13 protein-coding genes are annotated in these 12335 nt (G+C 70.9%); 5 read left to right on the top strand and 8 right to left on the bottom strand.

Going from position 1 to position 12335, the window contains the following annotated elements; all coding sequences use genetic code 11:
* Positions 1–119: 119 nt before the first annotated feature.
* Together AB0398_RS14415 and AB0398_RS14410 are read left to right on the top strand one after the other, a co-directional pair.
* A complete protein-coding gene (locus AB0398_RS14415) occupies positions 120–1751 on the top strand; it encodes a beta-N-acetylhexosaminidase (RefSeq protein WP_366374925.1) in 1632 nt (543 codons plus the stop codon).
* A 132-nt stretch (positions 1752–1883) separates the two neighbouring features.
* Positions 1884–2507 (top strand): LysE family translocator, encoded by a 624-nt coding sequence (locus AB0398_RS14410; protein WP_366374923.1) that lies wholly within the window; start codon positions 1884–1886, stop codon positions 2505–2507.
* A gap of 41 nt (positions 2508–2548) precedes the next feature.
* On the opposite strand, the gene AB0398_RS14405 is transcribed toward AB0398_RS14410, so the two are convergent.
* Positions 2549–2734, bottom strand: a complete 186-nt coding sequence (locus AB0398_RS14405) for a DUF397 domain-containing protein (protein WP_366374921.1) — start codon at positions 2732–2734, stop codon at positions 2549–2551.
* Positions 2731–3369: a DUF5753 domain-containing protein gene (locus AB0398_RS14400; protein WP_366374919.1), complete on the bottom strand. Its 639-nt coding sequence runs from the start codon at positions 3367–3369 to the stop codon at positions 2731–2733. Before AB0398_RS14400 ends, AB0398_RS14405 begins: the two co-directional genes overlap by 4 nt.
* A gap of 178 nt (positions 3370–3547) precedes the next feature.
* Between AB0398_RS14400 and AB0398_RS14395 the strand changes: the two genes are divergently transcribed.
* From AB0398_RS14395 to AB0398_RS14385, 3 genes are all read left to right on the top strand, one after another.
* Positions 3548–3700, top strand: a complete 153-nt coding sequence (locus AB0398_RS14395) for a hypothetical protein (RefSeq protein ID WP_366374918.1) — start codon at positions 3548–3550, stop codon at positions 3698–3700.
* Positions 3701–3880: 180 nt separating this feature from the next.
* On the top strand, positions 3881–4126 hold the full coding sequence (locus AB0398_RS14390) for a DUF397 domain-containing protein (protein ID WP_366374916.1): 246 nt from the start codon (positions 3881–3883) through the stop codon (positions 4124–4126).
* Positions 4080–4337 carry a cupin domain-containing protein gene (locus tag AB0398_RS14385; protein ID WP_366374914.1) on the top strand — a complete coding sequence of 86 codons (258 nt, stop codon included), beginning with the start codon at positions 4080–4082 and terminating at the stop codon, positions 4335–4337. The genes AB0398_RS14390 and AB0398_RS14385 overlap by 47 nt, the downstream gene beginning before the upstream one ends.
* A gap of 480 nt (positions 4338–4817) precedes the next feature.
* Here the strand turns inward: AB0398_RS14385 and AB0398_RS14380 are convergent, their stop codons facing one another.
* The 6 genes from AB0398_RS14380 to AB0398_RS14355 all read right to left on the bottom strand — a co-directional run bounded on the left by AB0398_RS14380 (position 4818) and on the right by AB0398_RS14355 (position 12335).
* A complete protein-coding gene (locus AB0398_RS14380) occupies positions 4818–6608 on the bottom strand; it encodes an IucA/IucC family siderophore biosynthesis protein (protein ID WP_366374912.1) in 1791 nt (596 codons plus the stop codon).
* Positions 6605–7135: a GNAT family N-acetyltransferase gene (locus AB0398_RS14375; protein WP_366374910.1), complete on the bottom strand. Its 531-nt coding sequence runs from the start codon at positions 7133–7135 to the stop codon at positions 6605–6607. Before AB0398_RS14375 ends, AB0398_RS14380 begins: the two co-directional genes overlap by 4 nt.
* Positions 7132–8391 (bottom strand): SidA/IucD/PvdA family monooxygenase, encoded by a 1260-nt coding sequence (locus AB0398_RS14370; RefSeq protein ID WP_366375236.1) that lies wholly within the window; start codon positions 8389–8391, stop codon positions 7132–7134. Before AB0398_RS14370 ends, AB0398_RS14375 begins: the two co-directional genes overlap by 4 nt.
* A 55-nt stretch (positions 8392–8446) precedes the next feature.
* Positions 8447–9886 carry an aspartate aminotransferase family protein gene (locus AB0398_RS14365; protein ID WP_366374908.1) on the bottom strand — a complete coding sequence of 480 codons (1440 nt, stop codon included), beginning with the start codon at positions 9884–9886 and terminating at the stop codon, positions 8447–8449.
* Between the two features lie 191 nt (positions 9887–10077).
* Positions 10078–11001, bottom strand: a complete 924-nt coding sequence (locus AB0398_RS14360) for a siderophore-interacting protein (RefSeq protein ID WP_366374906.1) — start codon at positions 10999–11001, stop codon at positions 10078–10080.
* A gap of 173 nt (positions 11002–11174) precedes the next feature.
* Positions 11175–12335 (bottom strand): acyl-CoA dehydrogenase family protein, encoded by a 1161-nt coding sequence (locus tag AB0398_RS14355; RefSeq protein ID WP_366374904.1) that lies wholly within the window; start codon positions 12333–12335, stop codon positions 11175–11177.

Genomic DNA, 12335 nt, shown 5'->3' with positions numbered 1-12335 from the left:
CTCTCCGAATCGGGTGATTGGCCTAGACCTTGGCCTCCGGCGAAGGCAGCGGTACACAGGGGTGCGGTTCGGATATAGAAAACGACAGACGCGTCGACCATCCGAAGGGGAGCCCGCCCGTGAGACAGCGCCGAAGGATTCCGCGCCTGATCGGATCCCTGCTCCTGGTCGCGGCCGCCGGAGCCGGCTGCGGCGAGGCCGCCGCCGAGGCCGACGGCAAGGCGCCCGGCCCCCGGGCCGCCGCCGAGCCCGAGGTCCGCCCGCTCGGCCGCATCGTCCCCGTACCCGCCTCCGTCACCCCCGGGGGCGAGCCCTACGCCCTCACCACCGCCACCCGCATCGGGGTGAACACCGCCTCCCGCGAGGTCAGGGAGATCGGCGACTACCTCGCCGGACTGCTCCGGCCCGCCACCGGCCTCCCGCTGCCCGTCGTCGACGAGCAGGCGGGCCGCGGCGGCATCCGGCTCCGGCTCGGCGCCGACACCGCCCTCGGCGACGAGGGCTACCGGCTCCGCTCCGGACCGGACGGCATCACCCTGACGGCCCACCGCCCCGCCGGACTCTTCCGCGGCGTCCAGACCCTGCGTCAGCAGCTGCCCTCCGCCGTCGAGCGCGGGACCGTCCAGAAGGGCCCCTGGAAGGTCGCGGGCGGCACGATCACCGACACCCCCCGCTACGCCTACCGGGGCGCCATGCTCGACGTCGCCCGCCACTTCTTCACCGTCGACGAGGTGAAGCGGTACATCGACCAGCTCGCCCTCTACAAGGTGAACACCCTCCACCTGCACCTCTCCGACGACCAGGGCTGGCGCATCGCCGTCGACTCCTGGCCCCGCCTCACCACCTACGGCGGCTCCACCGAGGTCGGCGGCGGCCCCGGCGGCTCCTACACCAAGGAGGAGTACCGGGAGATCGTCCGGTACGCCGCCTCCCGCCACCAGGAGGTGATCCCGGAGATCGACGTGCCGGGCCACACCAACGCGGCCCTCGCCTCCTACCCCGAGCTCAACTGCGACGGCGTCGCCCCGCCTCTCTACACCGGCACCAAGGTCGGCTTCAGCTCCCTGTGCGTGCCCGAGCAGGTCACGTACGACTTCGTCGACGACGTGATCCGCGAGATCGCCGCCCTCACCCCCGGCCGCTACCTCCACATCGGCGGCGACGAGGCCCACTCCACCAGCCACGCCGACTACGTGGCCTTCATGGACCGGGTGCAGCCGGTCGTCGCCAAGTACGGCAAGAAGGTCGTCGGCTGGCACCAGCTCACCGGCACCACCCCCGCCCCCGGCGCCCTCGTCCAGTACTGGGGCCTCGACCGCACCCCCGCCGAGGAGAAGGAACGGGTCGCCGCCGCCGCGCGGAACGGCACCGGCCTGATCCTCTCGCCCGCCGACCGCACCTACCTCGACATGAAGTACACGAAGGAGACGAAGCTCGGCCTCTCCTGGGCCGGATACGTCGAGGTCCGCCGGTCCTACGACTGGAACCCGGCGGCCTACCTGCCCGGCGCTCCCGAGAGCGCCGTCCGGGGCGTCGAGGCCCCCCTCTGGACGGAGACCCTCGCCACCACCGGCGACCTCGACGTCATGGCCTTCCCCCGCCTGCCGGGCGTGGCCGAACTGGGCTGGTCCCCGGCCGCGACCCACGACTGGGACGCGTACAAGGTCCGCCTCGCCGAACAGGCCCCGCGCTTCGAGGCCCTCGGCATCGACTGGTACCGCTCGCCGGAGGTGCCCTGGCCGGCGCCGTAACGGCCCGCCGAAAAGGGACGCCCGGCCGGACAGGATCCCGGCCGGGCGTCCCTCGTGTGCGCGGAACCCGAATCGCCCGGACGGAAACGGGGAGACGGACGGCGACCACGACGAGGCCGGAGGCGCTGGACGATGGTGGACTTATCGGTACTGCCGGGCTACATAGCGGTGATCCTGCTCTTCCTCGGCCCGCCCGGGCCCGACATGGCCTACATGCTCGCGGTGGGCCTGGAGGGCGGCCGTCGCTCCGCCCTGAAGGCGATCCTGGGCATCGGCACGGGCATGAGCGTCTACGCCGCAGCCGTCGTCGCCGGGCTGGGGGAGATCGCCCGCTCGCACCCGTCGCTGCTCGACGCGGTGAGGATCGTGGGCGCGGCCTACCTGCTGTGGCTGGCGTACACGACCCTGCGCAGCGCGCGCCGCGCGATCGACGGACACGGTGACGTCGGATCGGGCCGGTGGTACCTGCGCGGGCTGCTGATCAGCCTGACGAACCCGAAGATCATCCTCTTCTACCTCGCGGTCCTCCCGCAGTTCCTGGGGGACGCGGAGGACCCCGGAGCACAGATGGCCCTCCTCGGCGCGATCAACGTCCTGATGGAGGTGGTCCTCTACGGCGGCATCGGGATGCTGGCGGGCTCCTTCCGCACACGGCTCACCGGCTCGTCGAAGGCGACGGTCGTGCTGAACTGCGGGGCGTGCGCCGTGTACGTCGTACTGGCGGTGACGATCTCCGTCGAGGTCCTCGTGGGGTGAGGGGCCGTCCTCTTCGGCTTCACCGCCGCACGGACGGCCCCTCAGCCGACGCCGAACCCGCCGTCCCGGACGCAGGCCACGAAAGCGGGGGCGGGGCCGGCGGGCTGCTTGGAGTCGCGGACGGGGACGGTGCCGTGGGTGGGGGCGAGGTTGGTGGCGACCTCGATGCACTCGCCGCCGCCGGAGCCGTAGGAGGACTTGTACCAACGGGAGGATTCGGTCGTCACGGCATGCCCTTTCGTGCCTGCTCGATCATGGACGCGGAGTCTGCCTGGGAGAGGCATTCGGCCTGGAGTTGGAGGAAGCGCGCGAGCAGGGGTCGTACGGCGCTGCTCTCCCGCTCCACCAACCCCCGCAAGTGGGATTCGGCGTACGCGATCACAGACCGGTCCGCCAAGGTGGACAGGCAGATGGGGAGATCGAACGAGCCCCGTTCTCCGATGGAGAACGGGGCTACCCGGGGCATGGTCTGGGGCGAATCGGCGAAGGCGACCAGCTGCTGAAGCTGGGCGTCCATCGCCGCCCTCCCGCCGACAGGGCGGCGGATACAGCTCTCGTCCGGCACGACGACCAGCAATGGGTTCTGCCGTGCCACCGTTGCCTGTCGCTCGGCAAGCAACGAGACGCGTTCGTAGGCCTGTTGGCGCGTGACCGAGCCACGTCTCACGTCGCTCGTGGCCAGTGCTTGAGCGTATTCCGGGGTCTGCAAGAGGCCTGGAACGATGCCGATCTCGAAGAGCCGGATTTCGACCGACCGCCTCTCGTGGCCGACGTACTCCGGGAACCCTTCCAGCAGGCTGCCACGTCGCATCTCGTGCCACCTGCACTCGAACGAGTCCCTTATGGAGGCGGTGTCGAACACTCGGTCCCCCTTCCGTGAGAAAGGGAGAGTCGGCGGTTTGCGTCCGGCCTCGGCTCCTTGCGATTGACCACGACTCTTCCTTCTCTCGCGATTAGTCGGCCAGTCGAAGAAGCCCTGACCCTAGGTCACGCTGACGCCACCTGGAGTGAAACCGCTACAGAGAGGAGCGGCTGTGCCCGTGTGCGACAACCCCTCGTCCCTCCCCGCCGCCGGCGTCTTCGTCGCCGACACCGACGGGAAGACGGTCCGGCTCGGTGAGGTCTTCCGTACGCAGAACGACCCGCCGAAGATGACCCTCAAGGTGGAAGCTCCACCGGAGAAGCTGCTCTGACCTGCATAAACGGGCCCGGTCGAGGTTCTCCGCCCTCCCGGGTGAACCCCCATGACTCCGCTCCCTCGTTCCAGGGGCGGCGGTCGCGTCCCGCCCCCGGTGATGTCCGGCAAGACCGTCCGGGGGCGGGACCCAGTCCCCATCGAAGACATCGAGGACAGAGACAGGAGACCCACGGCAATGAGTGATCTGTACGAGCGGGAGGTGTCCGGCGACTTCGCCGCGCTCTGCGGCGGCGGAGCGGACAGCGACGGGAACATGGAGAGCCGCATCACGCTCGCCGAGCCGCACGGCGGCGGATACGCGCTCGGTGACAGCAAGCCCGAGGGAGCCGGCCGGGAGCTGCGGATGAGCGCGGAGGAGATCACCGCCTTCGCCCGTGGCTGGAACGGCTCCCGGCCAGTCGTTCGCTCTGGAGCCCGGTGACGTCTTCTGGCTGCCGCGCGGTTACGTCCACTCGCCGTACGCCGTGGGCGGGGAGCCCTCCCTGCACCTGACGTTCGCGCTCAAGGAGCGCACGTTCCACTGGCTGGCGTCCGAGATGACGCGCGAGTGCCTGATCGGGGCCCTCCTGCTCCTGGAACCCGGGCGCGTGGCCGAGGTCGCGCGGAAGGCCGCCGCCCGTGTCGCGGGATGACGGGGGCCCGCATCACGGCACTGGCACGCGTACGCGTACACCGGCCGGTCCTACCCGGACTCGGCGATCGGGCGCGGTGAAGTACCGGCCGACCACCCGCCGATCGAGATCAAGGACTGGCTGCGGCGGTCCGCCGCCCAGGTGGTGGCCACGTACGCCGACGTGGAGGAGGCCGCCTCCTGGATCGAGGGGGAGCTGACCCAGAACCCTCCCGTGGACCAGGAGCACTTCCCGGTCTGGGACCGGCTCCAGCGCGCCCGGGAGACGCTGCGGCTGACAGGCCGGGAAAGACGTGGTGCTCGGCTACTGCTCGAAGGCGCAGCAGTACGTGTCACGCGCGCTCATCGCCTGCCCGCGCGAGGACGGGGACTCCTGCCCCTACGGAGGGGGGTGACCGTCGGTAGGGAACGAAAGGTGCGGGCCCCGGCGGAGTGACCGTACTCCGTCGGGGCCCGCACCGGTCTCGGGAAGGTCCTCGGGTCAGGCGAAGCGGGTGATCGGGTTCACCAGGTCGCCGACGAGCTGGAGGGCCGCCGACGGGTCCGAGAGGTCCACCATCTGCTTGTTGTTGCGCAGCTGGAGGCGGTTGAGGGCCGACAGGGCGAAGGTCTCCGCGAACATGTCGTACCGCTCGAAGCGGGCCGCGAACTCCGGGTGCTCCTCCTGGTAGCCGCGCACGCGCTCCGCGACCGTGCGCCAGAAGCCGTCCTCGTCGAGGACGCCCTCCGCCGCGAGCGTCGCCGCCATGAAGCGGAAGAAGCAGTCGAAGACGTCCGTGAAGACCGACAGGAGCTTCATGTCCTCCGGGACCTCGGCGCGGACCCGCTCCACCGCCTGCGGCAGGACCGCGTCCGGGTCCATGACGACGATCTCCTCGGCGATGTCCTTGAAGACCGCCCGCACGACCGCGCCGCGCTCGTCGAGGACCAGGATCACGTTCTCGCCGTGCGGCATGAACGCCAGGTCGTACGCGTAAAAGCTGTGGAGGACCGGGAGGAGGTAGGCGTCCAGGTACCGGCGGAGCCAGACCGCCGGCTCCAGGCCCGACTCCGCGATCAGCGCGCCCGCGAAGGACGCGCCCGCGTGGTCCACGTGAAGGAGCGAGGCCATCGTCGCCAGCCGCTCGCCCTCCGCGAGGGACGGCACCGGCGACTCGCGCCAGAGCGCGGCCAGCATCTTGCGGTAGGGGGAGTAGCGGTCGGTGGCGGCCTCGTACTCCAGGTGCCGGTAGCCGACCGCCGCCCGCTCCCGGATGATCGAGAAGCGCGCGGCCTTGAAGACCGGGTCGTTCTCGATCAGCTCGTGCAGCCAGTCGTTGATCGCCGGGGTCGCCTCCATGTAGGCGGCCGAAAGGCCCCGCATGAAGCCCATGTTGAGGACCGACAGGGCCGTCTTCACATAGTGCTTGGCCGGGTCCGAGGTGTTGAAGAAGGTACGGATCGACTGCTGCGCCAGATACGCGTCGTCGCCCTCGCCCAGGTACACCAGGCGCTCCTGCGCCACCTCGGCGGCGAAGGTGACGGACAGCTTGTTCCACCACTGCCAGGGGTGGACCGGCATGAGGAGGTAATCGGCGAGGTCCAGGCCGCGGGCGGCCAGGACCGCCGCGAAGCCGTCCACCGCCGCGTCGCCCAGCTCGGCGCGGACGAAGGTCTCGTAGTCGATGCCCGCCCCGGCGGTGAAGGCGGCCCGGTCGCGGCGGGCGGCCAGCCAGACCAGGTGGATGTCGCTCGCCGCCTCGGGGGCGTACGCGCGGAACTCGTCGACGCCGAAGCCCAGCCGCCCGTTGTTGGCGACGAAGCAGGGGTGGCCCTCGGTCATCCCGGTCTCGATCGCCTGGAAGCCGGCGCGGGCCAGGTCGGCGGAGGACACCCGCGGCTTGGTCGCCTTGTAGGCCGTGCCGGCCAGGGTGGAGGAGATCTCCTCCAGGTAGACCGGCAGGATCGCGTCGCTCAGGCCGAGGGCGCCGCGCAGCTCGGTGACGAAGAGGAGCGCGTCCAGAGGGAGTTCCTCGTCGCCCCGGTGGCGGGTGATCGACGCCGGGTCGATCTGCCAGTGGTCGAGGGCGTACCGGTCGGCGGCGAAGCGGTACGCGGTCGCGCCGTCGTCGGACAGGACCTCGTACCGGCCGTCGCCCCGTTCGCGCGGGTCGAGCAGCCGCTCGTGGGCGAACTCGGCCAGACCCTTGCGGATCAGCGCGCGGTTGGCGTCGGCCCAGCGCCCGGGGGTGAGGTGGGCCACGGGGTCGGTGGTCTGCGGAACGGTGCTCATGCGGCGGCTCCCACGGCGGCCTCGAACTGCGCCCGGGTGCAGAAGCTCAGCAGCGCCTTCTTCTCCGGCTTCTGGATCTCGCGCTCGGGCACGAAGCCCACGGCCGCGTTGAGCGCGTGCACGGCCTTGTTGTCGACGTCGGGCTCGACGACCACGCGGGCGGTCGCCGGGTCGGCGAACAGCTCCGCCATCACGGCGGTGATCACCTTGCGGGTGAAGCCGTGCACGGGGGTGTCGGTGGGCGCGACCAGGAAGTGCATGCCGACGTCGCCCGGCTTCGGGTCGTAGAGGCCGACCAGCTCCAGGTGGGCCGGGTCGTAGCGCTCCATGAGGATCGCGGGGACCCCGTCGACCAGGCCGACGAACGCCTCGTGGTGCGGGTTCGCGGCGAAGGCCGTGTACTCGCGCACGACGTCCTCCAGGCTCGCGTCCTGCATCATCCAGAAGGCGGCCTTGGGGTGGGTGACCCAGCCGTGGAGCAGCTCCGCGTCCTGGACGGGGTCGAGCGGGCGGAAGCGGACGCTCATACGGCGAACTCCTGGAAGGCGATGGTCTTCTCGACGGGGTAGTACTCGTAGCCCAGCATCGCGCCGATGATGTAGGTGTTCCGGTACGGGCCCATGCCGAGGTCGGGCGAGGTGATCGAGTGGGTGTGGACGCCGGCGTTCTGGAGGAAGATCCCGCGGCCCGTCGTGTCGATCGCGTAGTTGCGGGCGGCGTCGAAGCGGCCCTGCCCGTCCCAGCGGAGGCGGTCGCGGACCGGCTCCAGGAAGGCGGGGACGCTGTACTTGTAGCCGGTGGCCAGGATCAGGCCGTCGGTCTCCAGGGCGAAGTCCTTCTCCTGCTCCTCCTGGCGCAGGCCGAGCGCGTACGTGCCGCTCTCCTCGTCGTACGCGGCGCTGTGCAGCGCGGAGTTGGTGAGGAGCCGGGTGGGCACGGGGCCGTTCAGGTTCTTCTGGTAGAGCAGGTCGAAGATGGCGTTGATGAGCTCGCCGTCGATGCCCTTGAAGAGGCCCTTCTGCTCGGTCTCCAGGCGGTAGCGGGTTCGCTCGGGCAGCGCGTGGAAGTAGTCCACGTACTCCGGGGACGTCATCTCCAGGGTGAGCTTGGTGTACTCCAGCGGGAAGAAGCGCGGGGAGCGGGTCACCCAGTTGAGCCGGTAGCCGTGGACGTCGATCTCGCTCAGGAGGTCGTAGTAGATCTCGGCGGCGCTCTGGCCGCTGCCGACCAGGGTGATGGTCCGCTTCTTCTGGAGCTCCGCCTTGTTCTGCAGGTAGCGCGAGTTGTGGATCAGGTCGCCGCCGAGGTCCCGGCAGGTCTCGGGGACGTACGGCGGGGTGCCGGTGCCCAGGACGATCCGGCGGGCGCGGTACGTCGCGCCGCCCTCGGTGGCCACCTCGTACACCTCGGCGGCCCCGTCGAAGGTGACGGCGGTGACCGTGGTCGAGAAGCGGATCGAGGTGAGCTTGTCGGCGGCCCAGCGGCAGTAGTCGTTGTACTCGGTCCGCAGCGGGTAGAAGTTCTCCCGGATGTAGAACGAGTACAGGCGGCCCTTCTCCTTCAGGTAGCTGAGGAAGGAGTACGGCGAGGTCGGGTCCGCGAGGGTGACCAGGTCCGACATGAACGGGGTCTGGAGGTGCGCGCCCTCCAGGAACATCCCGGAGTGCCACTCGAAGCCGGGCTTGGACTCCAGGAAGAGGCCGTCCAGCTCGTCGATCGGCTCGGTCAGGCAGGCGAGTCCGAGGTTGAACGGACCGAGCCCGATGCCGATGAAGTCGTGGATCCGAGCCGTGTCGTGTGCGGCGGTCCCGGACGCGGCCGTCTCGGACAGGGCCTTCTCAGGCGTGGACAAGGTTCTCTCCCAGGTACTGCTCGGCGTGGCCGGCTATCAGATCGAGGACGGCCGCGATGTCGGCGGCGGTGGTCTCGGGGTTGAGCAGGGTGAACTTGAGGTACTGGCGGCCGTCGACCTTGGTCCCGGCGACGACGGCCTCGCCGGAGGCGAACAGGGCCTCGCGGGCGTGCAGGTTGGCCCGGTCGACGTCCTCGGGGTCGGCGTCGCCGGCGGGGACGTAGCGGTAGACGAGCGTGGAGAGGCTCGGCTCGACCACGACCTCGTAGCGGGAGTCGGCGGCGAGCAGCGCGTGGCCCTGCCGGGCCAGGTCGCAGACCTCGTCGAAGAGCCCGCCGACGCCGTCGGCGCCCATCACCCGCAGGGTCATCCAGAGCTTGAGCGCGTCGAAGCGGCGGGTGGTCTGGAGGGACTTGTCGACCTGGTTCGGGATCTTCTCGGCGACCGTGCGGAGCGGGTTGAGGTAGTCCGCGTGGTAGGTCGCGTGGCGCAGGGTGACGCCGTCGCGAACCAGGAGCGCGGAGGAACTCACCGGCTGGAAGAAGGACTTGTGGAAGTCGACGGTGACCGAGTCGGCCCGCTCGATGCCGTCCAGGAGGTGGCGCCGGGTGGGGGAGGCGAGCAGTCCGCAGCCGTAGGCGGCGTCGACGTGCATCCAGGCGCCGTACTCGTCGGCCAGGGCGGCGATCTCGGGCAGCGGGTCGATGGAGCCGAAGTCGGTGGTGCCGGCGGTGGCCACGATCGCCATCGGGACCAGGCCCTCGGCGCGGCAGGCGGCCAGCTCGGCGGCGAGGGCGGTGGCCCGCATCCGCTTCTCCGCGTCGACCGGGACGGAGACGACGGCCCCGGCGCCGAGGCCGAGGAGGCCGGCCGACTTCTGGACGCTGAAGTGGCTGCACTCGGAGGAGAAGATCCGGAGCTTCGACAGGTCGTCCGTCTTGGCCTCCTGGCGGGCGAGCAGCAGGGCCTGGAGGTTGGACTGCGAACCGCCGCTGGTGAACACGCCGTCGGCGGCGGGCCCGAAGCCGGCCCGGCCGTTGGTCCAGTCGATCAGCTTCCGCTCGATGAGGGTGCCGCCGGCGCTCTGGTCCCAGGTGTCCAGGGAGGAGTTGACCGCCGAGAGGACGGCCTCGCCGACGACGGCGGGGATGACGACCGGGCAGTTCAGGTGGCCGAGGTAGCGGGGGTGGTGGAAGTAGACGGCGTCGCGGAGGTAGACGTCCTCCAGCTCGTCGAGGGCGGCGGAGACGTCCCCGAGTGGCCGGTCGAGGTCGACGGCGTCGATGACGGGGGCCAGCTCGGCGGGGGTGGTGCCGGTGAACGGCCCGCGCACCGAGGCGAGTTTGTCCGCCACCCGCTCGACGCCTTCGGTGGCGGAGCGACGATAGCTCTCCGCCGTGGTGCCGTTGAGCAGGTGGGAGCGCATGCGGGGACCCTTTCGGGAGGAAACGCTGAGGGGACGTGGGGGACTGCCGGGGGGAGGCGATCAGTGGAATGTAGGTGAGCCTAACCTAATTTTCTGATATCCGGTGCCTTCAAGCCACCCTGGACCGGGGTGGCTTGAGTGAGATGGATTACGTGACGGGGAGGAGGGGCGGGTGCGGAGGCGGGCCGGGCCTACGACTCGTCGCGGACCTTCTCGTCGCGGGCCGTCTCGGTGCGGGTCGTCTCGTCCCGCACCGCCCCGTCGCGCGCCGCGTCCTCCCGCGTCTCGTCCGGCACCTCGCGCAGGGCGTCCTCGGACAGCCCCTCGCGCCAGTACCCGACGAACGTCACCCGGCGCCGGTCGAGTCCGCGCTCCCGCACGAAGTGCCTGCGCAGCGCCTTCACCGACCCGGACTCGCCCGCGATCCAGACGTACGGGGAGTCGCCGGGCAGTTCGGCCCCGCGCACCGCGTCCACGGCGGACGGCGCCCCCTCCTCCCGTACGAGCCAGGTGACCTCGGCGTCGGCGGCGGTCGGCAGCGCGGTCCGGTCGCCGGAGTGCGGGACCTCCAGGAAGACCCGGGCGCGGGTCCCGGCCGGCAGCCACTCCAGGATCGCCGAGGCCGCCGGGAGGGCCGTCTCGTCCGCCCAGACGACGACGGAGTCGGCGTCCTCGGGTGGCCGGAAACGAACGGCCGTGTTGTCGGCCACGGCGGGGCCGAGGACGACCACCCGGTCGCCGGGCCCGGCGCTCCCGGCCCAGCGGCAGGCCGGGCCGCCGTCCTCGTGGAGGGCGAAGTCGATGTCCAGCTCGTCCGGTCCGGTGCGCTGCTCGCGGGCGGTGTACGAGCGCATCACGGCCCGCTCCCCGTGGGGCATCGCCCGCCAGGCGCCGAGGATCGCGTACATGTCCTGCCCGTCCAGGGGCGGCAGGACGGGGGCATCCTGGCCGGGGTGCGGCAGGAAGAGGGAGAGCGACTGGTCGCGGCCGCCGGCGGCGAAGTCCTTCAGGTCCTCCCCGGTGAAGGTGACCCGGACCAGGGACGGGCCGAGCCGTCGCGTCCGGTCGACCCGGAGCGAGAAGAACCGGAAGGGGGCGGTCTCGGCGTGCGTCATGGGGCGGGCACCTTTTCAGTACGGGTCTCCCGGGCGTGCGGGGCCGACTCGATCGGCGGCGAACATAGGTTAGCCTAACCTCATAATTGCCGGTCGGTCGGGGTGCCCGGAGCCGGACACGACGGAGCCCGCCGCCCCCTTCACGGGAACGACGGGCCCTCGCGCGCACGGGATCAGGCCGACAGGCCCAACTCCCGCGCGATCAGCATCCGCTGCACCTCGCTGGTGCCCTCGCCGATCTCCAGGATCTTCGAGTCGCGCCACATGCGGGCCACCGGGTACTCGTTCATGAAGCCGTAGCCGCCGTGGATCTGGGTCGCCTCGCGGGCGTTGTCCACGGCCACCGTGGAGGAGTACAGCTTCGCGATGGCCGCCTCCTTCTTGAAGGGCTCGCCCATGACCAGGCGCGAGGCGGCGTCCCGCCAGCCGATCCGGGCCATGTGCGCCCGGGTCTCCATGTCCGCGATCTTGAACTGGATGGCCTGGTTGTCGCCGATCGGGCGGCCGAAGGCGTGACGTTCCTTCGCGTACTTCACGGACTCGTCCACACAGCCCTGCGCGAGGCCCGTCGCGAGCGCCGCGATGGCGATCCGGCCCTCGTCCAGGATGCGGAGGAACTGCGCGTAGCCGCGGCCCTCCTCGCCGAGGAGGTTGCCGACCGGGACCCGGACGTCGGTGAAGGAGAGCTCGCGGGTGTCCGAGGCGTTCCAGCCGACCTTCGAGTACGGGGCCGCGACCGTGAAGCCGGGGGTGCCGGAGGGGACGATGATGGAGGAGATCAGCGGGCGGCCGTCCGGCTTGTGGCCGGTGACCGCCGTGACCGTCACCAGGCCCGTGATGTCCGTGCCCGAGTTGGTGATGAAGCACTTCGAGCCGTTGATGACCCACTCGTCGCCGTCGCGGACGGCCGTCGTGCGGGTGCCGCCCGCGTCCGAGCCCGCGCCGGGCTCGGTCAGGCCGAACGCGCCCAGGAGCTCGCCCGCGCACAGCCTCGGCAGCCACTCCCGCTTCTGCTCCTCGGTGCCGAAGAGATGGAGCGGCATCGCGCCGAGCGAGACGCCCGCCTCCAGGGTGATGGCCACCGAGGAGTCGACCCGGGCCAGCTCCTCCAGGGCGATCCCGAGGGCCAGGTAGTCGCCGCCCATGCCGCCGTACTCCTCGGGGAACGGCAGCCCGAACAGGCCCATGCGGCCCATCTCGCGGACGATCTCGTACGGGAACTCGTGCCGCTCGTAGTAGTCGCCGATCTTCGGCGCGACCACGTCGTGGGCGAACGCCTCGACGGTGCGGCGGAGTTCCTGGTGCTCGGCGGAGAGCCGGTGGTCGAGGGACAT

Origin of the sequence: Streptomyces sp. NPDC086147 (assembly GCF_040702165.1) — a bacterium.
GTDB lineage: Bacteria > Actinomycetota > Actinomycetes > Streptomycetales > Streptomycetaceae > Streptomyces.
The sequence above is the reverse complement of the archived record's forward strand: the minus strand, read 5'-3'. Positions and strand labels throughout refer to the sequence as shown.